Genomic DNA, 21,745 nt, shown 5'->3' with positions numbered 1-21,745 from the left:
GGCCGCTTTGGGGGGCGGTGGCATGAAGATCATGGTGCATGATTTTTCGGGGCACGCGTTTACGGCGCAGCTGGCCCGCGCGCTGGCGGGGCGAGGGCACGAGGTGCTCTATGTGTCGTTTGGCGGGTTCCAGACGCCCAAGGGCGAGACGACCCGCCGCGACGGCGACCCGGCAACGCTCAGGGCGCTGGAACTGGTGCTGCCCGAGACCTTCGACAAGGACAACCTGTTTCGCCGCCGCCGACAGCAGGTGGCCTATGGCAAGGCGATCTCCCGAGTGGTGCGGCATGAGCGGCCGGACATCGTGCTGTCGGCCAATGCGCCGCTCGAAGTCGCGCGAGCGATCTTCAGGACCTGCCGGGCGCAGGAGACGGGTTATGTGTTCTGGGTGCAGGACATTTATTCGGAGGCGATCGGACGGATACTGGGCAAGACCAGCCGGCTGGCCGGGCGGCTGGCGGGTGCCTATTACCGCAGCATAGAGAAGGCGCTGATCCGCCACAGCGATGCGGTGGTGGTGATTGCCGACGAGTTCCGGTCGGTGTTTCGCCGGGGGCCGTGGCAGCTCGACGTGTCGCGGATCAATGTGATCGAGAACTGGGGTCTCCTGGCCGACGGACCCTTGCCGCCGCGAGACAATGCGTGGGCCAGGGCGCATATGGGCGGGGACCGCCTGCGGGTGGTCTATTCGGGCACGCTGGCCCGCAAGCATAATCCCGCCCTCCTGCTGGCGCTGGCGCGCAATCTGGATGCGGATGTCTATGTGTTCTCCGAGGGTTCGGCGCCAACCGCGCTCGCCGAGGCGGCGCGGGCCGAGGGGCTGGGCAACCTGCATGTGCGGCCCTGGGTGCCGGTGGAGCACCTGCCCAGCATGCTGGCTGGCGCTGATGTGCTGTTTGCGCTGATCGAGCCGGGCGCGGGGATCTATTCCGTGCCTTCCAAGGTGCTGAGTTATTTCGCCGCCGGGCGCGCCGTTCTGGCGGCGATCCCGGGCGAGAACCTCGCCGCGCGCAGCGTGGTGCGGGAACATGCGGGGCTGGTGTGCGAGCCCAGCGATCAGGCCGGGCTGGTGGCCAATGCGCAGCGCCTGCTGGGGGATGCGGCCCTGAGGGCACAGATGGGCGCCAACGGGCGGGCCTATGCCGAGCGGGCGTTTGAAATCGACGCTATCGCGGGGCGGTTCGAGCACCTGCTGATGCAGGCCGCGCGGCCGCGTCAGGTGGAGACGCTCTCGCAGGCGCAGGTGGAGCCAGCGTCTTGAAGGCGCTGATCATCGGGCATTATGGCGGGCGCAATTTCGGCGACGAGCTGATGCTGGTGCGGTTGCTGAGACGGCGGGATGGCAGCGCGATCCGCGTGCAAACTCCGGACGGGGTGATTTCGCCAGACCTGCGCAGGCTGGGCGTGGAGGCGGGATACAGCCGGGCGCCGGGGCAGATTCTCAAGGGGATCTGGTGGGCCGATACGGTGGTGCTCGGCGGCGGAACCATGTTCCACGATGGCTATCCCCATGACCGATATCGCGATTACTGGCGCAACCTGTTGGCGCTGGCGCTAGTCTTCGCCTTGGCGCGCCTGCTGGGACGGCATGTGTCGCTGATCGGGGTCGGTGTGGGGCCGCTTCACCGCTGGCGCACGCGGGTCTTCACCACGCTGCTCAAGGTGGCCGCTAACGATATCACGGTGCGGGACCGGCAATCGTATGACGACCTGGCCGCGCTGCCGGGCGGCGCGAGCAAGGTGAGCATCGCCGACGACCTGTCGGCTTTTGTGCCGCTACCGCCGAAAGAACCAGCGGCGCGGCGATTGCTGGGGATCAGCCTGGTGCCGCCGGCAGTGGTGCCCGGCGCCGAACAGGTGGCGGTCGAGGCTTTCTATGATGCGCTGGCCGGGAGGGTTTCCGAGGCGCTGGGGAGCGGGGCGTTCGATGGGGTCATGCTGATTTCGGCGAATGTCGGAAAGGACAGCGATCAGGCGGTGGCGCTGCAAATGCTCTGGCTGCTTGGCGCGCCGGTGGGGCGGGTGGAGCATCTCGTGTTCGCGGGCGATCCGCGGGCCTTTGCGCAGCAAATCGGCCGGTGTTCACTGGTCATAGCGGCGCGTTATCACGTGGCAGTGGCGGCACGGGTCATGGCCGTGCCGACCATCTGGCTGGCCTACCAGCGCAAGGTTGCCGATGCGGCGCAGAATAGTGGCGTGGCGGCGGCTGACCTGTTTGCTATGTCGGACCTCTGCGCCGATGACGGGCTGCGCGCGGCGTTGTTTACCAGGATGCTGGCGGCGCGGGGCGATGCGCCACCACGGCAGGAACGCGAGGTGCTCGATCCGACGGCGGCGCTGCTGGAACGGGCGGTTTAGGTGGGGCCGAGGGTCCTGAGGGCGGTTCTGGCGATGAGGATATTGTAGGCCGTTACCGCCGTGGCAGCCGTGATGGCGACGCCAATTGCCCCGAACTGCGTGCCCGCCAGATAGGCCAGTCCGAAAGCGGGGATGAGCGTCAGCCAGATGAGGCGCACCAGGTCCCAGCTGCGCGGCCCCACGCTGACGATGAGGCCGAAGGTAGAGCCTATCGCGGTGCTGGCCTGTCCCAATGAGAGGATCAGCAGCAAGGGAAAGGCGGCGAGGTATGGCGTGCCGTGGAGGCCCAGTATCAATGGACCGGCGACGCTGATGAGCAGCAGAACTGCGCCGCCATAAGCGGTCCCGAGGGACACGCCGAGCCGCAGATTCTCGCGCATATCGGGCCAATCCGCATGTGCCATGGCCCGGGCAATGGGGGCAGAGAGCGGCGGGACGATGAACCTCTGGCTGAGGGAGGCGAGCGGCGCGAGGCGGTTGGCAACGGCGTAGAGCGCGGCGGTGTCGAGGGAGAACAGCAGGCCGACGATGAAGACATCGAAGCGGTCGAGCAACTGGCCGCCGGTATTGTTTAGCATCAGCGCCAGTGACCGGCTGCGCCAGCGTCGATAGGCGCGAAGGGGCGCGCGGCCTGGCTGGTAGTTGAGTTTGTGGACCAGCATGGCCGAGGCGGTTATCTCGATGGCCAGCAGCAGGGTTGCCGCGCCGACGAGCAATGTGTCGCCAAACTGGGGCAGGGCGAGGATGGCGACGATGCAGGCCAAGGTCCAGATGACGTCGCGCGGCAGCAGGGACAGGCGGAGGTTTCCGGCCGATCGCGCGATGAATTCGCGCCAAGTGCCCAGGGCGATGCCGGGCAGCAGCCAAAGGGCGCCCTGGGCCATGGCGGCCAGATTGCCGGTGGGCGCGACATAGGCGACGGCGAACAGAGCACAGGCGATGGCTGCGGTGCCAAGCATGGTTGCGGTGGCGCTGAACCGCAGGAATATCGCCGCGAGGCGCGGGCGAGCGCCGGGCAAAATGGCCTGTGCTGCCGGGGCGGAGCCGAGTGTGGCGGGAACCGCAAGGATTTGTGCGAGGGCCAGGCTGGTGGCGAATTCGCCGAAGGCAGCACTCGACGAAAACCGCGCGGCGACGGCGAAAAAGCCGAGAAAGGCCAGCCCAAGGCGACCAACAGGGCGGAGCCGCCGATGCGCGTGAGGATGGCTGCGGGGCGGCCGCCTTGGCGGGATAGTTCCAATGTCATCGGCGCAGCGCCGCTTCATAGGCGTCGGCGTGAACGCGCGCGACCGAGGCCGCCGAGAAGGCGGTGATGAATCGCTGCCGGTGCTGCTCACCCATCTGTCGGCGCAAATCGGGCTGCGCCAGCAGGTGGCCAATGCGCTGGGCGAAGGCCGCTGCGGCGTCGCGATTGCGGGGGACCAGATAGCCGCTAACGCCGTCCTCGATCGCTTCGGAGAGCGCGCCGACATCGGTGCTGATCACCGGCAGGCCAGCGGCGCCCGCTTCGGCGACGGCGAGGGGAAGGCCTTCGGCGCGGCTGGTGAGGCAGAAGATGTCGAAGGCGCCGATGAGTTCGGGAACGCGCGTGCCGGGTTCGGCTATTGTCACGTAACCGGGGTGTTGCCGGTTCAGGTCGGCGGCGGGCGCCGCGACTGTAGCCTGATACTGCTGGCGGTAGTTGGGGTTGTCGGCGCCCAGGATCACGTAAAGGAGGTGCGGATAGAGGTGGCGGGTGCGGCGCGCCACTTCGATGAGGAGGGCATGGTCTTTTTGGGCGACCCGGTTGCCGACGGTGCCCACGACAGTTGCGGTTTCGGGCAGGCCCAGTTCGGCCCGGGCGGATGACCACAGGGATGCCGACTTGGCAAAGCGGCTGGGGTCGAGCGGGGCGTGGAATATGCGGGGGGCGACGGCAGCGTTGCCGAAGAAGCTCCGCCCCACAGCGGCGCCGTTGGTCATCACGATATCGGCGGTGTTTCGAATGATCGTGGCAGCGATGGGCCGCAGAGGCCGCGGGAGCAGATCGGAATGCAACTGCCAGACCAGCGGCAGGCCGGTTTTCCAGGCGGTCAGCGCGCCGTGATAGTGGTGTGCGCCAACGGCCTGGACGACGGCGACATCATGATCGGCGCAGAGCCGGGACAGGCCGGCAATTTCGCGGGTGAGGCCTGCCAAAGTGCTCCAATTGGCGGACCATGATCGGCGCAGGCGGGCAAGATCGCGTTGGACAACTGTCAGGCCCGGGGCCGCGAGGCGTTCGGCTATGGCATCGGCGCCTTGAGGCACCACGACGACTTGCTCCCAGCCCAGTGCGTTGAGAGGCAGAGCGATGTTCTGCGAAAAGGCGTGCAGGCCACCCCAGGTCGTTGGCGGCAATGGGACCAGCACGCGTCGCACGGGCTGCTCCTCAACTGCTTTCGGGGTAATACCGGCGGTGATGGGCAATCCCGGCATCATCCTGCTGGTTGAGGACGGCGAGAATGGTGGCGTCGCCGAGCTTTGCGGCGGCGAGGCTCTTGATGCCCTCCTGAACCTCCTGCTGGGAGGTGTGTGACCAGCGGACGAGGCAGCAAATGACATCGGCGAAGGGCGCTATGTAGAGGCCGTCCACGACCGGGCCGATCGGCGGCGTATCGAGAATGACGGTGTCGAACGACTGGCGGGCGGCCTGGATCAGGCGCTCGAAGGAGCGGCCGGCCAGGATCTGGTCGGTGGGGACGTCGCTGCGGTGGGTGCCGGTGATGACGGTGACATCGGCCATGCGATCGCGGGACATGATGGTCCCGATCGCTTCGGCACTGTCGGGCGCCGCCGTCAGAAAATCCATCAGGCCGAGCGATGGCTGCCAGCCCAGATGGCGATGGAGGCTCGGCTGGCGCAGGTCGCAATCGATGAGCAGCACGCGGTGGCCGGACAGCGCATAGGTGCGCGCCAGCGACAGGGCAAAGGTTGTCTTGCCTTCGCAAGGGACGGTCGATGTGACCATCAGAACCGCCGCATCCGTTCTGGCGCTGCCTTGTCGCTGGCTGCGCACCGATTGCTCGATGCTGGCGCGGGCGCGGCGGATCGATTCCGCGAAGGAGGAAAGCGGTGACTGCACCATGACGTCGGAAAGGCTGCCGCGGTCTGATTGCGGCCGCTCGCGTGGGATGACGGCAGCGACGGGGGTCCGGAGGACGTCCTCAACCTGCTCCTGGCTCGTGAACCCGCCGATGAGATTTTCGTAGAGGAATGCCACGGCGACGCTGGCACCCGCTGCGAGCAATCCTGCCAGGGTGAAAATCAGCGCCTGATTGGGAGACGACGGGTGTTGCGGCGGCAGGGCCGGGGAGACGATGCGGCTGTTGGCAATCTGCAAATCCGCCTGCGTGTCGAGCTCATGGGAGCGGACCAGCAGGGTTTGGTATTGGCTGCGCGCCAGGTCGGCATTTTGCTGCAGCTCATCGAGCTGGGTGTTGCGCTGTTGCGATTGGGGGACCGGCTCATCTTCGCCGGCAAAACCCTGGGAGGTGAAGCTGCTCAGGGCGTCTCGGGACGCGGCCAGGGCGTCCCGGGCCCGGACAGCGCGGGATTGGAGGGCGTTCCGGGCGGTGAGGACGCTATCGATCTTGGAGCCCAGTTGCTGGTGGATGTAGGCGTTGGCCGTTGCATTGGCGAGGTGGGCGGCCTTGGTGGGGTCCTCCGAGCGGACCTGAATTGAGATCAGGTAGGTCAGTCCGCGCCGCTGGACGGTAAGGGCGTTCCGCAGGCGCGCGAGGGCCTCGTTCAGGGCGTCACTGTCTGATGGGGATGGCGGCTCCTGCAGGTGGAGGAAGGACAGTGCGCTCGTCAAGTTCCCGGGCGAGGCGGCGAATTCTTCGTCGCCTGTGAGGTGCTCCTGCTCGATGACGCGCAGCAGGACGCTATCGGACCGAGCGAGTTCCACCTCGCTGTCGATGCGGGCACTGTCGCCTGAACTGGTGACCTGGGATTGCGGCTCGAGGAGGTTCTTGTCGCTGGGATCGACCAGGACAAGCGCCGAGCTGGTGTAGGTTGGCGTCTGCGTGAAGGCGAAGATCGCCGCGATGCCGATAATCGCGACGACTGTCCTGAGAACCAGACGAGACCGGCGGCGCAAGACGCTGATGATCCGACGAAGGTCAAAATCTGTCTCGCCCATGAATTTCCCTCAAGGCATGTAGATGAGGGTAAATCGAAATCGATTGCACTGGCAAGTGATCGAGGTTTTGTTTGGAGTTTGTTTGGTGCCGGAAAGTTGCGCCGTCAGATAAGTCCGTATTGGGCAGGATATCGCGAGGGGGCGCCGCCGCCAAGGATGTCTGGTGAAGGCGGCTTTATGCAGTTGCGGGACCGTGCGGGTGATGCTAGACGCCACCTTGTGTGCCGGTATAGCTCAGTTGGTAGAGCACCTGATTTGTAATCAGGGGGTCGCGGGTTCGAACCCTGCTGCCGGCACCATCAGAGCCCTTGGTCTGTGGGCTTCTCCGACGACCTCCTTTTGCCTCTGATTCCAGTTTGCAAATCGCGGCCTTCGACACGCTGCCGGCGGATCAGGCTGATTCAGTTCGGTTGCCAAGGTCGTTGCCGTCGGGCAATGCCCGCGCTGGCTGGGCTGTTGCTTTCGGGGGCAGTTGTTCCCTTCCCATCGGCGGGTGAGCAATGGCCTCGGTTACACGAGCGTGACCTTGGCATTGATGGTTGGGGACTCGCCTCCGCGCACATTTTTCGGAACGCGAGAGGGTTTACTGGCCGCCCCTCTCGCGCTGTCGACTAGCCGAGGTAGCCCATGAACCAGAGTATCAAAATAATCGGGATCGGAATCCCGATCAGCCAGAGCAAACCACCTTTGAACATCGATATCTCCTCACGTGGTGAGAGGGGAACGGCTCGTTGCTGCCTGAGTTCCAGGCCTCGCCTGTCGGCTGGCCCCTCTAGAACGCCGATGAAGGGCAGGGCCATGCTTCCTGCAGCGCTTCTGACACAAGGGTAAAGGCAGAAGACGCCCGCTTCGCGGGATGTTCGTCGACGAAGCGGCAAACGATGTCGCGGTACTGCGTGGTGACGGAGTTTGCCGGGGCGCAAAAGGTAAAAGGGGAGTGCCCCTTCTGCAGATAGGCCGCCATGTACTGCGCGCCATCGTAGGCGCCGATGATGTAGCTCATCGCCATTGATGGCGTGTTGCGGCACATCTCGTGCAATTTATTGCCCGAGTAGAAATAGCCGCCTTCGCCCTGATCAAAAGCCGAGGCCGGGGCACTCAGTGCCAGGGCGAAAGTTGTTAGGCAGGCGATTGTGAAAGCTCTCATTTCCCTCATCTAGCCTGCCATCGGCCGCTGCACACCCACTTTCTGGGCATCATGCCGGGGTTATTCGCAGGCGTATGGTCCTTCGGGGCGATAGGTGGTCTTGCCGGGGCCGGATGGGGCGACGGGGATGAGGTAGACCGTCAGGTCGCAGTCCTGGGTGCGGATTTGCCATTCGTGGGCGCCGTCGTCCCGCGTGCCGGTGTTGGCGATGTGGCCAATCGGGGCCTGGCGCAGGGCGTCGGCGATTTCGCTGTCGCTGAGGATCGCCGTGATCTGCTCGGCGCTGTCGTAGAACCCGGAGAGAGCCGCGAAGGCCGAGGTTGGTGTCAGTGCCAGAAGGGCGGCGGCCGCAAGGATGTGTTTCATTCGGTTCTCTGATTGATGCGGGGGAAGAGGTTTCGCCCACCCCGGGCATTCGATCTCTATCCCGCCGATTTGGCAATCGGGGCGGTGGCGAAGCGGGGCGCGGAACTATTTTTTCGCCGCCGAACCATCTCGCGCGCAATTTGAACTGCCCTCGTCAGTGGTCTCAGTTGTGCCTTATCGGCGACGTGCGCGATGGCAGACGATTATGCCCAAAGGCCTTGTGGCGCAGGGGTTTGCGCGCTTTTGAGGGTTGCTGACAAGAGGGCTAAAGCCGTACCTACAGACACCAAATTCGCCCCTGTCGGGGACATGCTGGAGTAGGGATCAGAGTGACCAAGGGTTCGCTGACGCACCTTCAAAGCCTCGAGGCCGAGAGCATCGAAATCCTCCGCGAAGTCGCCGCGAGTTTCGAACGGCCGGTGATGATGTACTCCATCGGCAAGGATTCCAGCGTGCTGCTGCATCTGGCGCGCAAAGCGTTCTATCCCAGCAAAATTCCATTCCCGCTGCTGCATGTGAACACGACCTGGAAGTTCCGGGAGATGATCGCATTTCGCGACAGCATGGCGGAAAAATACGGGTTTGATTTGATCAGCCATACCAATCCCGATGGATTGGCGGGCAATATCAATCCATTCGACCATGGCTCCTCGCGCTTCACGGATATCATGAAGACGCAGGCGCTACGGCAGGCACTCGACGCCGGCCGTTATGACGCCGCCATTGGTGGCGCCCGGCGCGACGAGGAAAAGTCGCGCGCCAAGGAGCGCATCTTTTCGCACCGCAATGCCAGCCATGCCTGGGACCCGAAGAACCAGCGGCCGGAACTGTGGCGGGTGTTCAATACCAGGCTCAATCCCGGCGAGAGCATGCGGGTGTTCCCGATCTCCAATTGGACCGAGTTGGATGTGTGGACCTACATCTATTCGGAAGGCATCGAGTTGCCATCGCTCTATTACGCCAAGCGACGCCCGGTGGTGGACCGCTCGGGAACGCTGATCATGGTCGATGACGAGCGGTTCCGGTTCAATCCGGGCGAGATGCCGCGCGAGGAATTGGTGCGGTTCCGCACCTTGGGCGACTACCCGCTGACCGGGGCAATCCGCTCCAGCGCCAGCACGCTACCCGAAATCATCATGGAAATGCAGGCCAGCCGCACATCGGAGCGGGAAGGGCGGCTGATCGACAGCGACAGTGTCGGGTCGATGGAGAAGAAAAAGCAGGAAGGGTATTTCTGACCATGAACCTGCAGTTTGCGACGCCTGATACCGATATCGACCTGTGGCTCAACCAGCAGACCGACAAGTCGATGCTGCGCTTCCTGACTTGCGGCAGCGTCGATGACGGCAAATCCACGCTGATTGGCCGGCTGCTCTACGACAGCCAGCTCATTCTCGATGACCAGTTGGCCAGCCTGAAGAAGGAGAGCCGCAACCGCACGACGGGGGATGAGGGGATCGACTTCTCGCTGCTGGTCGACGGTCTGGCCGCCGAGCGCGAGCAGGGCATCACCATCGACGTGGCCTATCGGTTCTTTTCGACCGACAAGCGCAAGTTCATCGTCGCTGACACGCCGGGCCACGAGCAGTATACCCGCAACATGGCGACGGGCGCCTCGAATGCCGACCTGGCGCTGCTGCTGATTGACGCGCGCAAAGGCATCCTCACCCAGACCCGTCGCCACAGCTTTATCCTGTCGCTGATCGGGGTGAAGCACGTGGTGCTGGTGGTCAACAAGATCGACCTTGTGGATTACGATCAGGCCGTGTTCGACAAGATCGTTGCCGAATACCGCGCCTTCGCCGAGCCGCTGGGCTTCCAGACCCTGGCGGCGGTGCCGGTTTCGGCGCTGCGAGGCGACAATATTCTCGCGCAAAGCCCACACACGCCCTGGTATGGCGGGGCGGCGCTGGTTCCCTATCTTGAGAGCATCGACGTCACCGAGGATCGCTCAGCGCAGCCGTTCCGCTTCCCTGTGCAATGGGTGAACCGGCCGAACCTCGATTTCCGCGGCTTTTCCGGCACCGTGGCATCGGGCGCGGTTGCGGTGGGGGATGACGTTCTGATCGCGTCGTCGCGCAAGCCGGCGGTGATCAAGCGGATCGTTACCATGGATGGTGACCTGCATCGCGCCGTGGCGGGCCAGGCGGTGACGCTGGTGCTGGATCGGGAGGTCGACGTTTCGCGCGGGGACGTGCTGACGCTGCCCGGTCAGACACCAGAGTATTCCAACCAGTTCCAGGCGCGCCTGGTGTGGATGAACGAGGAGTCTGCGTTTCCGGGGCGGTCATACCTGCTCAAGGTTGGCACGCAGATCGTGCCCGCCACGATCACCGACCTGAAATTCCGCACCAACGTCAATTCGCTGGAACATACGGCGGCGACCAAGATCGATCTCAATGAGGTCGCGACGGTGACCATTGCCACCGACAAGCCGATTGCCTTTGATCCCTACTCGACCAATGCGCTGACCGGCGGTTTCATTCTGGTGGATCGCCTGACCAACGCGACGCTGGGGGCCGGCACGATCGATTTCGGGCTGCGCCGGGCGCAGAATCTCACCTATCAGTCGTTTGACGTGAACCGCGAGGTGCGAGCCCAGATGAAGGGGCAGGTTCCCAGGATCGTCTGGTTCACGGGGCTCTCGGGCTCGGGCAAGTCGTCGATCGCGAACCTGCTGGAAAAGCGCCTGACTGCCGAAGGGAAGCACGCCTATATCCTCGATGGCGACAATGTTCGCCACGGGCTCAACAAGGATCTCGGGTTTACCGAAGCGGCGCGCGTCGAGAACATCCGGCGCGTGGCTGAGGTCGCCAAGCTGATGGCAGACGCGGGGCTGATCGTGCTGGTGTCGTTCATCTCGCCCTTCGAAAACGAGCGTCGTCTGGCGCGGGAGATTGCGGGCGACATCGACTTTTCTGAGATCTACGTGGATACGCCGCTGGCGGTCTGCGAGGCGCGCGATCCCAAAGGGCTCTACAAGCGGGCGCGGGCGGGCGAGATCCGGAATTTCACCGGTATCGATTCACCCTTCGAGCCGCCCACGACGCCGGAACTGGTGCTGCACGGGGCCGATGAGGCGCCCGCAGTGCTGGCCGACAAGCTGCACGACTGGCTCCAGCGCTAGACGCGGCCGAACTCATCGGCGAAGCGGACAATATCGTCCTCGCCGAGATAGGGGCCGGTCTGCACCTCGATCAATTCCAGCTCGATCCTGCCGGGATTGGCGAGGCGATGCACGCAGCCGCGGGGCAGGTAGATGGATTCATTCTCGCCAAGCATGGTGGTGACGCCATCGAGCGTTGCTTCGGCGGTGCCGCGCACGACGATCCAGTGTTCGGCCCGGTGGTGGTGCTTCTGCAGGCTGAGCCGTCTGCCGGGTTTGACGAACAGGCGCTTGACCTGGAAGCGTTCACCCGCGACGACCGAGCAATAGCCACCCCACGGCCGGTGGGTTGTGGGATGGGTTTCGGTCAAGGCGATCGTTTCGGGTCGGGCGCGCAGTGTTTTCACCATGGCGCCGACCTTTTGCGCCTCGGACAGGCGGCCGACATAGATGGCATCGCTTGAAGCGACGACCAGGATGTCATCCAGCCCCTGGACGGCGACATGGGCCTGATCGGTGACGACGAGGGAATTGCGCACGTCCATGAGCGTGACCGGCCCTTGGGTGAAGTTCTCGTCGGCGTCGCGCTTGCCGGTCTTCCAGACGGCATCCCAACTGCCCAGATCCGACCAGGGGAAGTCCACCGCGACGACGGCCGCCTTGCGAGTCTTTTCGAAGATCGCGAAGTCTACGGAGATATTGGGGGCCGCCGAGAAGGATGCCTCGTCGAGGCGGACGAAGTCGAGGTCGGCCTTGGCCGTGGCGACGGAGCGGCGCGCGGCGTAGAGCGTTGCGGGAGCAAGGTCGCCGCACTCGCCCAGAAAGCTCTCCGCCCCGATCATGAACATGCCCGAGTTCCAGAGGTAGCCGCCTTCGGCGAGCATGCGTTCGGCGTGGCCGGCGTCGGGCTTCTCAACGAAGCGCAGCACGGGCGCGGTGCCGGCGCCAATCCTGGCCTCGGAGCGGATATAGCCGAAGCCGGTTTCGGGGTGGGCGGGGGTGACGCCGAAGGTCACCAATTGGCCCGCTGCTACTGCTTCAGCGGCCGCAGCCACAGCGGTCCAATAACCGGCGTCGACCGACACTTCGTGGTCGGAGGGCAGAATGTGCAGCACGGCGCCGGGCCCGAAATGATCGCTGGCATAGGCCGCGGCGGCAGCGATTGCCATGGCGGTGTTCCGGGCGACGGGCTCAAGCAGGATTGCCGTGAGCGCCTCGTCAAGTTCGGCCGCCTGCTCGGCAGCGATGAAACGGTAGTCGGAATTGGTGACGACAATCGGGGGCGCGTAAAGCGAACGATCACTCACGCGCTCCAGGGTCTTCTGAAACAGACTGGCCTTGCCGGTCAGCGACAGGAATTGTTTGGGTCGAGCCGCGCGCGACTTTGGCCAAAGCCGCGTACCCTGACCGCCCGCGAGAATTACCGGTACGATTACTGCTGACATGCCCGATTGCCCCGATCGATTGCAATATACAAGTCATGGTTCAATTAATTGTTCAATCCGGCTTGTTTTGCTTGGTGTTCTCCTCCCTGATCTTTGCCGTGAAAGATGCCAAAGGGGTGAGCTCTTTGCGTGGGCGGGTTACAACTAGCTCTAACCACTAACTGGTACATCCAAACCGGCCTTCGTAGTCTCCGGATGCAGATCGCATCGCGTGGTCCCGGAGTTGCTACAACCATGAGGCTGGCCGAAACCAAGCTCGAAGGGGTGGTCGAAATCATCCCGTCGCGCCATGGCGATCACCGGGGGTATTTCTCCGAGACTTTCCGGAATGACTGGTTCGTGGCCAATATTGGCCGATTCAGTTTTGTGCAGGATAATCAGTCGCTAAGCCGTAGTGCTGGGGTGGTGCGGGGCCTCCATTTCCAGTCGGACCCGTTCGCTCAGGGCAAGTTGATCCGCTGCGTGACTGGGTCGATTTTCGATGTCGCTGTCGATATCCGGCGCGGCTCACCATCCTTCGGGCAATGGACCGCCATTACGCTCACGGCCGAGTCGGGAAACCAGCTCTGGGTGCCGCCGGGTTTTGCGCATGGCTTCTGCACGCTCGAGCCGGACTGCGTCGTTTCCTACAAAGTCAGCAGCTATTACGACCGCGACAGCGACAAGGGCGTGCGGTGGGATGATCCCGAAATCGGCGTCGCCTGGCCCGACCTTGCCGACCCCAGTCAGCTCTCGCCCAAGGATGCCCAGCAGCCCATGCTGCGTGAGCTGGGCGACTATTTCACATACGCGAAGGCGAGTTGAAATGCGGGTGCTGGTAACCGGCGGCGCCGGGTTCATAGGTTCTGCGCTGGTGCGCCATCTCGTGCTCGAGAAGGGCTATGAGGTTCTCACCGTCGACAAGCTCACCTATGCCGGCAACATGGATTCGCTGCGCGCCGTGAGCGGGCGGCCCGAACACCGGTTCCTCAAGGCCGACATCTGCGACCGCAGGGCGATGCAGCAGGCCTTTGCGAGCTTTCAGCCGGACAGGGTGATGCACCTGGCCGCCGAAAGCCATGTCGATCGCTCGATCACCGGATCGGAAGACTTCATCCGAACCAATGTCATGGGCACGTTCACCCTGCTCGAAGTGGCGCGGGCGTATCGTGCGGGGCTCACGGGTACCGCCTGGGAACGCTTCCGGTTCCTCCATGTCTCAACCGACGAAGTTTATGGCTCGCTGGGCGATGAGGGGCTGTTCGCCGAGACAACCGCCTACGACCCGAGTTCCCCGTATTCGGCCAGCAAGGCGGCCTCGGACCATCTGGCCAAGGCCTGGGCCCGCACCTATGACCTGCCGGTGCTGGTTTCCAATTGTTCGAACAATTACGGGCCGTACCATTTCCCCGAGAAGCTCATTCCGCTGACCATCCTCAATGCCCTCGAAGGGCGGGACCTGCCGGTCTACGGCACCGGCGAGAATGTCCGCGACTGGCTCTATGTCGAAGATCATGTGCGAGCCCTCGACCGGATCGCGGAGCGCGGGCGGGTCGGTGAGACTTACAATGTCGGCGGCCGCAACGAGCGACGCAATATCGATGTCGTCCGGAGCATTTGTGATCTCGTCGACCAGCGCCGGCCGGGCGCGGCGCCTCGGCAAAGCCTGATACGGCTGGTGGCGGATCGTCCGGGTCACGATGCGCGCTATGCGATCGATGCCAGCAAGCTGGAGACCGAACTGGGCTGGAAAGCCCGGGAGTCGTTTGAAACCGGCATCGAGAAAACCGTCGATTGGTATCTTGAGAACCAATGGTGGTGGGGGCCGCTGCGGGAGCGGTATTCGGGGGGGCGGCTGGGCGTTCTCAGCCCAACAACAGCAAGGGCGAGCTGATGCGCATCGTTGCGACGGGCAAGGCGGGGCAGGTGGTGACGGCGTTGATGGAGCGGGGGGCGGAACTGGGGGTCGAGGTCATCCCCGTCGGCCGCCCGCAATTGGATCTGGCGAGCCCCACGCCAGACTTCAGTGCGATCCGAAGGGCGCGGCCCCACGTCATCGTGTCGACGGCAGCCTATACGGCAGTCGATCAGGCCGAAGGCGACCTCGCGGCGGTGGAGGCGATCAACGCGATCGGACCTGGCCGGCTGGCCGGCGTGGCGCGGGAGCTCGGGATCCCGATCATTCATCTGTCGACCGATTACGTCTTCGATGGGGGCAAGACCGAGCCGTATCGCGAGGATGATCCGACCGGCCCGCTCGGTGTCTATGGCAAGACCAAACTGAACGGCGAAGTGGCGGTCGCGGTGGCGACGCCAAACCATGTCATCCTACGCACCGCTTGGGTCTATTCGCCCTTCGGCAGCAATTTCCTCAAGACCATGCTGCGGGTGGCAGCAGAACGCGACGAGCTTCGCGTGGTCGATGACCAGCACGGCAATCCCACTTCGGCGCTCGACGTTGCCAACGCGGTGATCGGGGTCGCCCGCAACCTTGTGGCGCGGCCGCGAGATACGAGCCTGCGCGGGGTCTTTCACATGACGGGATCAGGCGAGGCCAGCTGGGCGGATTTTGCCAGCGAGATTCTTGAAATATCGGGCCGGCTTGGTGGGCCGGCGGCGCGGGTGACGCGCATCCGCACCGCCGATTACCCGACCCCGGCGCGGCGTCCAATGAACTCGCGCCTGTCGAATGCGAAACTTCAAAGGGTGCATGGGCAGGTGTTGCCCGACTGGCGAACGTCAACCCGCATTGCGGTGGCGCGGCTGCTCAATGAGCCGTTGTGACATCGTGCCTGCGCGGTTGTGAGCGGAGCGAAGGCGATGAAGGGAATAATCCTGGCAGGTGGGAGCGGCACGCGGTTGCATCCGATCACCATGGCCGTCTCCAAGCAGCTGATGCCGGTCTATGACAAGCCGATGATCTACTATCCCCTCACCACGCTGATGCTGGCAGGGATAACCGACATCCTCATTATCACGACGCCGCAGGACAGCGAGCATTTCAAGAATCTGCTCGGGGACGGCTCAAAGTGGGGCATCTCGCTGAGCTATGCAGATCAGCCGCATCCCAATGGCCTGGCCGAGGCCTTTCGCATTGGCGCCAATTTTCTGGCCGGCGGCCCCTCGGCACTGGTGCTGGGCGACAACATCTTCTACGGCCATGGTCTGCCGGAACTGCTGCACAAGGGCGTTGGACGAACCTTCGGCGCGACGGTTTTTGCCTACCACGTCAACGATCCCGAGCGGTATGGCGTGGTGGAGTTCGACCGCGAAATGCATGCCGTCAGCATCGATGAAAAGCCGGTTCATCCCAAATCCAACTGGGCCGTCACGGGCCTCTATTTCTACGACTCACAGGTGGTGGACATTGCAGCCAATCTCACCCCGTCGGCGCGAGGGGAGCTTGAAATCACTGATGTGAACCGCACCTACCTCGAGCGCGGGCAGCTCAACGTAGAATTGATGGGGCGCGGCTATGCCTGGCTCGATACGGGGACGCCTGACAGCCTGCTGGAGGCTGCCCAGTTCGTGGCTACCATGGAAAAGCGGCAGGGGTTCAAGATTGCCTGCCCCGAAGAGGTTGCCTATCGCATGGGCTATATTGGCGAGAGCGATCTGATGCGGCTGATTGGTGGCCTCAAGAAGAGCAAGTACGGCCACTACCTGCAGTTCCTGCTCGATGGCGAGGACAAGTAGCCGGCTAGTTGACGTTGGCCATGGCAGCGATATCGAACTGGTCGATCTCGTTTAGCGTCTTCATGAGCAGGCCCTTGAAGATGAGCTCTTTTTCGTCGCGGTGAGCGATGACGCTGGGCATGCCGTTGACCCGGCAGACCAAAGCGCTGGCCAGTGCCGCGTTGATCTCGTTCTGCATCAAGTCGAAGGCGCGCGCGCCCGGTCCAACGATGAGAATATGCGATGGGTCAAAAACCGCCATCATGCGGCTGAGGCCGAAGCCGACCGCGCGGCCCGCCACGTTGAACGCGTGCGTGGCACTGCGGTCACCCATTTCGGCGCGGGTGATCAGCTGTTCGTATTCCTGGTGCGGCACGGCTGGGGCAGGGGTGGCGGTCTCGGGCACAGAATAGGCGGTGCGCAGCACGCCATAATCGGAGGCATAAGCCTCGATGCAGCCGCGCATGCCGCACCGGCAGAGCGCGCCATTCGGCAGGTGGTTCATATGCCCGAATTCGGTGGCGCCTTCATCGCCCCTGCCCAGAATCTGGCCGCGGAAGGTCATGCCCATGGCAACTGTGGAGCCAATGAAAACGGTGGCGACGCTGGCGTCGCGCAGCGCGGGATCAAGCCAGCGGGCGCCTTCGGCCAGCAGGCGTCCGCGCTTGTGAACGGTGACGGGGACCCCGAACGCCGCCGTCAGGTCATGCGCGAAGGGCTTGTTGGCCAAGTGCGCGATGGGGGACCACTGCAGATCATTGCCGTCGCGGCCAAGAATGCCCTGAACCGAGATCGCCACGCGTTTTAGGGTACTCGCTTCCGCTGGGTTGCGCTGCTGCAACTGGCGCAGACGATCGGCGAAAAACGTCGCGGGGACCGTTTCGGCAAAGGTGGTCGGGGTGACGGGTGTCTCGATGCGGTCGACCAGCACTCCACCATAATCCACCAGCGACAGGCGGGCGCGGTTGACGTCGACTTCGAACAGGGCGGCGGCGCCTGCCATGCGGTTGAAGGCGACAAGGGTTACGGGACGGCCGCGACCCGGCTTTTCGGCTTTGGCGCCAGGGGCCTGATCGGAGATGACCTGCTGGTTGATCAGATCCTGCGTGATGGTCGTGATGCTGGCGTGACTGAGCCCGGTCTCGCCGGCGAGGGCCGTACGAGACAACGGCCCCCGCATGCGCAAGGCGCCGAGTACGAGGCCGCGGTTCTGCCGACGCACGGTATCGCTATCGCCCACATTCCGCACCAAGCGGTCTACCCCTCTAAGTCCAGATAATTCCGATCAAATAACCCGTTCGGACTAACGCACCGAAGATTTATTTCGAGTTTCGAAATTGAAGTTGACTCACATCGCGCTGCTATGCCACATCTTTTTTCGAGCAGTGAAAATAATGCTCAGGGCGCTGGTGGAGGTGCCCCGCTGGGGTGGAGCCACCGGCACGAATGCGGGTGGGAGGACCCCCGCTAGGGAGGACAGATATGAACAAGTTTTTAGCGGTCTTGCTCTGCACGACCGTCATCACCGGTTCTGCCGGCGTTGCCATGGCGCAGGACGGTATCACCGTTGGCGTGAGCTGGAACAACTTCCAGGAAGAGCGCTGGAAGACTGACGAAGCCGCCATCAAGGCCGTTCTGGATGCCGCTGGCGCAAAGTACATTTCCGCTGACGCCCAGTCGTCGGCTTCCAAGCAGCTGACGGACATCGAAAGCCTGATCTCGCAGGGCGCCAAGGCGATCATCGTGCTGGCGCAGGACAGTGAAGCTGTCGGCCCCGCCGTTGCTGCGGCTGTTGCCGAAGGCATTCCGGTGGTCGGCTATGATCGCCTGATCGAAAACCCGGATGCCTTCTACCTGACCTTCGACAACAAGGAAGTCGGTCGTCTGCAGGCTTCTGCTGTCTACGCTGTGCAGCCCACAGGCAACTATGTCTTCATCAAGGGCAACTCGGCCGATCCGAACGCCGATTTCCTCTTCGAAGGCCAGATGGAAGTGCTCAAGCCCGCCATCGACAAGGGCGACATCAAGAATGTCGGCGAAGCCTACACCGACAACTGGAACCCCGAAGTCGCCCAGGCGAACATGGAACAGTTCCTGACCGCCAACGACAACAAGGTCGACGCTGTTGTTGCCTCCAATGACGGCACCGCCGGTGGCGCGATTGCGGCCCTGGCTGCGCAGGGCCTTGCCGGCTCCGTGCCGGTTTCGGGCCAGGACGGCGACCACGCCGCCCTGAACCGCATCGCACTCGGCACCCAGACCGTTTCGGTCTGGAAGGATGCTCGTGAGCTTGGCAAGAAGGCTGCCGAAGTGGCCCTTGAGCTGGCTGGCGGCACCGCGCTCGACGCCGTCACCGGCACCACCAAGTTCTCCGGTGGCCCGAAGGGCGTTGAAATGAATGCCTTCTTCATCGCTCCCGTCGCCATCACCAAGGACAACCTGAACGTCGTGATCGACGCCGGTTGGGTGACCAAGGACGTGGTGTGCCAGGGCGTTGCCGCCGGTACGGTTGCTGCGTGTAACTAAGGCCCGTTGGGTTTAGACTACGCAAGGCAGTGCCGCAGCTTGGCTGCGGCACTGTTGTTAAGGGCGCGCGCCTGGCCAGGGACGCCGCTGCCCAAGGGGGAGACAGACTTTGGCAGATCAGCAAGCCATTCCAAACAACGTGCACCCGAGTGTCTACGCGCAGAACCCTCTGCAGCGGTTCCTTTACGCCACCGAGCTCGATACCCGCCTGCTCGGCATGGTGGGGGCACTCATCATCATCTGGGTAGGATTCAACATATTCTCTGGCGGGCTGTTCCTGACGCCGCGCAACCTCTGGAACCTCTCGGTCCAGACAGCCTCGGTCGCCGTGATGGTGACGGGCATGGTCCTGGTGATCGTCACCCGCAACATTGACCTGTCGGTTGGCTCGATCCTGGGGCTGGTCGCCATGATCATGGGCGTGATGCAGACCGACATTTTGCCGGTTCGGCTCGGGCTTGGCCTTGGCCACCCGGCAATCTGGGTGCTCTCGCTGGGCGCGGGGCTGCTGATTGGCGTGGCCATTGGGGCATTGCAGGGCAGCATCATTGCGTACCTCAAGGTCCCGGCCTTTATCGTTACGCTTGGCGGCTATCTCGTGTGGCGCGGCGCGGCCTGGTGGGTCACCGCCGGGCGGACCGTTGCACCGCTTGATCCGACCTTCCAGCTGATGGGCGGCGGACCCGCCGGGGCTATCGGCGCGCTCTGGAGTTGGGTCGTGGCGGTGGTGGCCTGTGCGGCCATCCTGATTGGGCTCTATTTCGGACGGCGGCAGCGGCAGCGCTTCAACTTTCCGCTGCGCCCCGTTTGGGCTGAGGCGGCGCTCGCTGCCATCGGCTGCGGGCTGACGATTGCGGCTGTGTGGGTTGCTAATTCCTACCCCTGGCCTGTCCGCATTGCCCAGAACTACGCCGCGGCGAACAACATCCCCATTCCCGAGGGTGGACTGTTCATCGCGCATGGCATCGCCGTTCCCGTGCTTGTTGCGCTGGGCGTGGGCGTCGTCATGACCTTCATTTCCATGCGTACGCGCTTCGGTCGCTATGTGTTCGCCATGGGCGGCAATCCGGAAGCGGCCGAGCTGGCGGGTATCAACACCCGCTGGGTGACGGTAAAAATCTTCATGCTGATGGGCGCGCTCTGCGCCATCGCCGCGGCCATCTCGTCTGCCCGCCTCAATGCGGCGACCAATGCTCTGGGTACGCTCGATGAGCTCTACGTCATCGCTGCGGCCGTTATTGGCGGCACGTCGCTGGCGGGTGGTGTCGGCACCATTGCCGGTGCGCTGCTGGGTGCGCTGGTGATGCAGTCGCTGCAGTCAGGGATGGTGCTGATGGGCATGGACAGCCCGCTGCAATCCATCGTCGTCGGCATTGTTCTCGTTTTTGCGGTTTGGCTGGACACGCTCTACCGCCGCAACAAAATCTAGGAGTCCTTGTCATGCTGGACACCAGAACGCCTCTCGTCGAAATGAACGATATCTCGATTTCCTTCGGTGGCATTCGTGCTGTCGACCGGGCCACGATCGACCTTTATCCCGGTGAAGTCGTGGGCCTGCTTGGCCACAATGGCGCGGGCAAATCGACGCTCATCAAGATCCTCTCGGGCGCCTACAAGCGCGACGCCGGACAGATCCGCATCAACGGCGAGGAAGCAACGATCAACAATCCGCGCGATGCCAAGGCCTACGGCATCGAGACCATCTACCAGCAGCTGGCTGTGGCGGATAATGTCGACGCGGCCGCCAACCTGTTCCTTGGGCGCGAGATCACCACGGCCATCGGCACGCTTGACGATGCCGCCATGGAATCCAAGGCCCGCGAAGTGATGGGGCGGCTCAATCCGAACTTCCGCCGCTTCAAGGAGCCGGTCAAAGCGCTGTCCGGTGGTCAGCGCCAGTCGGTCGCCATTGCCCGGGCCATTCTGTTCAACGCCCGCATTCTGATCATGGACGAGCCGACGGCCGCCCTTGGTCCGCAGGAGACTGCGCAGGTGGGCGACCTGATCAAGCAGCTCAAGTCCGATGGAATCGGGATCTTCCTGATCAGCCACGACATCCATGACGTGTTCGATCTCGCCGACCGACTGGTCGTGATGAAGAACGGGCAGGTTGTCGGCAGCGCCCGTACCAGCGATGTGACCAAGGACGAGGTTCTTGGCATGATCATCCTGGGGAAGGTGCCGCCCGGGGCACAAGCAGGGCCGGGTGCCATCGAGGGCTGACACTCCGCGCTTGCTGTTGCCACGCCAGCAGCTATCCTTCCTCTTGGGCGGAGGGATAGCTGCGCGTGTTTCTAAAGTCTTTACGTCACCGCTCGTTCTACATCGCTGCCGGTGCGGGGGTAGCGGTCGCCCTGGCGACCTTGCTCATTTCTCCGGCACAAGCGGTGCTCTGGGGATCCATCACCTTCTTTGCCATCTATCTGGCGATGAGCCTGGCGCTGTTTCCTCGGGCCAGTGCTGACTTCCTCGACAAGCATGCCGACCTCGAAGACGCTCCGGCGGGGTTGATCTTTCTCGCCACCATTGCGGTGATCGTCAGCTCGGTTGTGTCCCTTTTCCTGCTGGTGGCATCGAAGGATGCTGGCGGGCTTGAACTGGTCGCCACTGCGGTGGCCGTGCCTCTGGGCTGGCTCACCGTCCATGCCATGGCGGCCCATCACTACGCCTACGTCTACTACGCGGACGCCAAGTCGCTGCGCGGTGGTCCGGTCAAGGACCGGGGTGGCCTGCAGTTCCCCAGCCAGGAGCGGCCGGACGGGATTAGTTTCCTCTATTTTTCCTATGTGATCGGCATGACTGCCCAGGTGGCGGACGTGAATGTGACCTCGCGTGAAATGCAAAGACTGGTGCTGATGCACGGCATTTTCTCGTTCTTTTTCAACACCGTAATTGTCGCGGCGACGGTCAATGTTGTGGTGTCGCTGTAGCCTTGGTCACATTGCCCGCTGGCGGTGGGTATGCGAGGGTCCGGCAAATTT

Annotated in this window: 19 protein-coding genes and 1 tRNA gene; 13 read left to right on the top strand and 7 right to left on the bottom strand. The window is 63.5% G+C overall.

Translation table 11 applies throughout. The annotated features are described in order from the left end of the window. Window positions 1-22 precede the first annotated feature (22 nt). Window positions 23-1,261, top strand: a complete 1,239-nt coding sequence (locus tag ACZ5WT_RS17825) for a glycosyltransferase family 4 protein (protein WP_464285095.1) — start codon at window positions 23-25, stop codon at window positions 1,259-1,261. Further along, on the top strand, window positions 1,258-2,358 hold the full coding sequence (locus ACZ5WT_RS17820) for a polysaccharide pyruvyl transferase family protein (RefSeq protein WP_464285094.1): 1,101 nt from the start codon (window positions 1,258-1,260) through the stop codon (window positions 2,356-2,358). Before ACZ5WT_RS17825 ends, ACZ5WT_RS17820 begins: the two co-directional genes overlap by 4 nt. On the opposite strand, the gene ACZ5WT_RS17815 is transcribed toward ACZ5WT_RS17820, so the two are convergent. The 3 genes from ACZ5WT_RS17815 to ACZ5WT_RS17805 are packed head-to-tail and all read right to left on the bottom strand — an operon-like array spanning window position 2,355 to window position 6,520. Further along, window positions 2,355-3,623 (bottom strand): lipopolysaccharide biosynthesis protein, encoded by a 1,269-nt coding sequence (locus tag ACZ5WT_RS17815; protein WP_464285093.1) that lies wholly within the window; start codon window positions 3,621-3,623, stop codon window positions 2,355-2,357. The genes ACZ5WT_RS17820 and ACZ5WT_RS17815 overlap by 4 nt on opposite strands. Then, complete coding sequence (locus ACZ5WT_RS17810; protein ID WP_464285092.1) at window positions 3,601-4,758, bottom strand: glycosyltransferase family 4 protein; 1,158 nt, start codon at window positions 4,756-4,758, stop codon at window positions 3,601-3,603. Before ACZ5WT_RS17810 ends, ACZ5WT_RS17815 begins: the two co-directional genes overlap by 23 nt. A gap of 10 nt (window positions 4,759-4,768) precedes the next feature. Further along, on the bottom strand, window positions 4,769-6,520 hold the full coding sequence (locus tag ACZ5WT_RS17805; RefSeq protein ID WP_464285091.1) for a Wzz/FepE/Etk N-terminal domain-containing protein: 1,752 nt from the start codon (window positions 6,518-6,520) through the stop codon (window positions 4,769-4,771). Between the two features lie 223 nt (window positions 6,521-6,743). Between ACZ5WT_RS17805 and ACZ5WT_RS17800 the strand changes: the two genes are divergently transcribed. Then, window positions 6,744-6,819 (top strand) — tRNA-Thr (locus tag ACZ5WT_RS17800). Between the two features lie 473 nt (window positions 6,820-7,292). Here the strand turns inward: ACZ5WT_RS17800 and ACZ5WT_RS17795 are convergent. Both ACZ5WT_RS17795 and ACZ5WT_RS17790 read right to left on the bottom strand, forming a co-directional pair. Then, window positions 7,293-7,667: a Rap1a/Tai family immunity protein gene (locus tag ACZ5WT_RS17795; protein ID WP_464285090.1), complete on the bottom strand. Its 375-nt coding sequence runs from the start codon at window positions 7,665-7,667 to the stop codon at window positions 7,293-7,295. A 60-nt stretch (window positions 7,668-7,727) separates the two neighbouring features. Beyond that, on the bottom strand, window positions 7,728-8,033 hold the full coding sequence (locus ACZ5WT_RS17790) for a hypothetical protein (protein WP_464285089.1): 306 nt from the start codon (window positions 8,031-8,033) through the stop codon (window positions 7,728-7,730). Window positions 8,034-8,362: 329 nt separating this feature from the next. Between ACZ5WT_RS17790 and cysD the strand changes: the two genes are divergently transcribed. Together cysD and cysN are read left to right on the top strand one after the other, a co-directional pair. Further along, on the top strand, window positions 8,363-9,271 hold the full coding sequence (cysD, locus tag ACZ5WT_RS17785) for a sulfate adenylyltransferase subunit CysD (RefSeq protein WP_464285088.1): 909 nt from the start codon (window positions 8,363-8,365) through the stop codon (window positions 9,269-9,271). A 2-nt stretch (window positions 9,272-9,273) separates the two neighbouring features. Next, complete coding sequence (gene cysN / locus ACZ5WT_RS17780; RefSeq protein WP_464285087.1) at window positions 9,274-11,160, top strand: sulfate adenylyltransferase subunit CysN; 1,887 nt, start codon at window positions 9,274-9,276, stop codon at window positions 11,158-11,160. Here the strand turns inward: cysN and ACZ5WT_RS17775 are convergent. Next, entirely contained in the window at window positions 11,157-12,584 is a 1,428-nt protein-coding gene (locus ACZ5WT_RS17775) for a mannose-1-phosphate guanylyltransferase/mannose-6-phosphate isomerase (protein ID WP_464285086.1), read from the bottom strand. The genes cysN and ACZ5WT_RS17775 overlap by 4 nt on opposite strands. A 234-nt stretch (window positions 12,585-12,818) precedes the next feature. Here ACZ5WT_RS17775 and rfbC point away from each other — a divergent pair, with 234 nt between their 5' ends. The 4 genes from rfbC to rfbA are packed head-to-tail and all read left to right on the top strand — an operon-like array spanning window position 12,819 to window position 16,259. Continuing rightward, the gene (gene rfbC, locus ACZ5WT_RS17770) at window positions 12,819-13,388 is read left to right on the top strand and encodes a dTDP-4-dehydrorhamnose 3,5-epimerase (RefSeq protein WP_464285085.1); all 570 of its coding nucleotides are present in this window, start codon (window positions 12,819-12,821) and stop codon (window positions 13,386-13,388) included. Between the two features lies 1 nt (window position 13,389). Then, window positions 13,390-14,457 (top strand): dTDP-glucose 4,6-dehydratase, encoded by a 1,068-nt coding sequence (gene rfbB / locus ACZ5WT_RS17765; protein ID WP_464285084.1) that lies wholly within the window; start codon window positions 13,390-13,392, stop codon window positions 14,455-14,457. Then, the gene (gene rfbD / locus ACZ5WT_RS17760; RefSeq protein WP_464285083.1) at window positions 14,457-15,347 is read left to right on the top strand and encodes a dTDP-4-dehydrorhamnose reductase; all 891 of its coding nucleotides are present in this window, start codon (window positions 14,457-14,459) and stop codon (window positions 15,345-15,347) included. The genes rfbB and rfbD overlap by 1 nt, the downstream gene beginning before the upstream one ends. A 36-nt stretch (window positions 15,348-15,383) precedes the next feature. Further along, window positions 15,384-16,259 (top strand): glucose-1-phosphate thymidylyltransferase RfbA, encoded by an 876-nt coding sequence (gene rfbA, locus ACZ5WT_RS17755; RefSeq protein WP_464285082.1) that lies wholly within the window; start codon window positions 15,384-15,386, stop codon window positions 16,257-16,259. Window positions 16,260-16,263: 4 nt separating this feature from the next. Here the strand turns inward: rfbA and ACZ5WT_RS17750 are convergent, their stop codons facing one another. Then, window positions 16,264-17,478 carry an ROK family protein gene (locus ACZ5WT_RS17750; protein WP_464285081.1) on the bottom strand — a complete coding sequence of 405 codons (1,215 nt, stop codon included), beginning with the start codon at window positions 17,476-17,478 and terminating at the stop codon, window positions 16,264-16,266. Between the two features lie 242 nt (window positions 17,479-17,720). Here ACZ5WT_RS17750 and xylF point away from each other — a divergent pair, with 242 nt between their 5' ends. From xylF to ACZ5WT_RS17730, 4 genes are all read left to right on the top strand, one after another. Continuing rightward, on the top strand, window positions 17,721-18,764 hold the full coding sequence (gene xylF, locus ACZ5WT_RS17745; protein WP_464285080.1) for a D-xylose ABC transporter substrate-binding protein: 1,044 nt from the start codon (window positions 17,721-17,723) through the stop codon (window positions 18,762-18,764). Between the two features lie 127 nt (window positions 18,765-18,891). Continuing rightward, window positions 18,892-20,193 (top strand): sugar ABC transporter permease, encoded by a 1,302-nt coding sequence (locus ACZ5WT_RS17740; RefSeq protein WP_464287241.1) that lies wholly within the window; start codon window positions 18,892-18,894, stop codon window positions 20,191-20,193. Between the two features lie 11 nt (window positions 20,194-20,204). Then, window positions 20,205-20,987 (top strand): ATP-binding cassette domain-containing protein, encoded by a 783-nt coding sequence (locus ACZ5WT_RS17735; protein WP_464285079.1) that lies wholly within the window; start codon window positions 20,205-20,207, stop codon window positions 20,985-20,987. A gap of 65 nt (window positions 20,988-21,052) precedes the next feature. Next, window positions 21,053-21,694, top strand: a complete 642-nt coding sequence (locus ACZ5WT_RS17730; protein ID WP_464285078.1) for a DUF1345 domain-containing protein — start codon at window positions 21,053-21,055, stop codon at window positions 21,692-21,694. Window positions 21,695-21,745: the final 51 nt, after the last annotated feature.

It is taken from the genome of Devosia sp. T2-14 (genome assembly GCF_055397495.1).
The sequence above is the reverse complement of the archived record's forward strand: the minus strand, read 5'-3'. Positions and strand labels throughout refer to the sequence as shown.

What these genes read in the sequence shown, in the direction of transcription:
- ACZ5WT_RS17825 (WP_464285095.1), top strand. Translation starts at nt 23, where the DNA reads ATGAAGATCATGGTGCATGATTTTTCGGGGCACGCGTTTACGGCGCAG.
- ACZ5WT_RS17790 (WP_464285089.1), bottom strand. Translation starts at nt 8,033, where the DNA reads ATGAAACACATCCTTGCGGCCGCCGCCCTTCTGGCACTGACACCAACC.
- cysN (WP_464285087.1), top strand. Translation starts at nt 9,274, where the DNA reads ATGAACCTGCAGTTTGCGACGCCTGATACCGATATCGACCTGTGGCTC.
- rfbA (WP_464285082.1), top strand. Translation starts at nt 15,384, where the DNA reads ATGAAGGGAATAATCCTGGCAGGTGGGAGCGGCACGCGGTTGCATCCG.
- rfbD (WP_464285083.1), top strand. Translation starts at nt 14,457, where the DNA reads ATGCGCATCGTTGCGACGGGCAAGGCGGGGCAGGTGGTGACGGCGTTG.
- xylF (WP_464285080.1), top strand. Translation starts at nt 17,721, where the DNA reads ATGAACAAGTTTTTAGCGGTCTTGCTCTGCACGACCGTCATCACCGGT.
- ACZ5WT_RS17815 (WP_464285093.1), bottom strand. Translation starts at nt 3,623, where the DNA reads ATGAAGCGGCGCTGCGCCGATGACATTGGAACTATCCCGCCAAGGCGG.
- ACZ5WT_RS17795 (WP_464285090.1), bottom strand. Translation starts at nt 7,667, where the DNA reads ATGAGAGCTTTCACAATCGCCTGCCTAACAACTTTCGCCCTGGCACTG.
- rfbC (WP_464285085.1), top strand. Translation starts at nt 12,819, where the DNA reads ATGAGGCTGGCCGAAACCAAGCTCGAAGGGGTGGTCGAAATCATCCCG.
- ACZ5WT_RS17805 (WP_464285091.1), bottom strand. Translation starts at nt 6,520, where the DNA reads ATGGGCGAGACAGATTTTGACCTTCGTCGGATCATCAGCGTCTTGCGC.
- ACZ5WT_RS17735 (WP_464285079.1), top strand. Translation starts at nt 20,205, where the DNA reads ATGCTGGACACCAGAACGCCTCTCGTCGAAATGAACGATATCTCGATT.
- rfbB (WP_464285084.1), top strand. Translation starts at nt 13,390, where the DNA reads ATGCGGGTGCTGGTAACCGGCGGCGCCGGGTTCATAGGTTCTGCGCTG.
- ACZ5WT_RS17775 (WP_464285086.1), bottom strand. Translation starts at nt 12,584, where the DNA reads ATGTCAGCAGTAATCGTACCGGTAATTCTCGCGGGCGGTCAGGGTACG.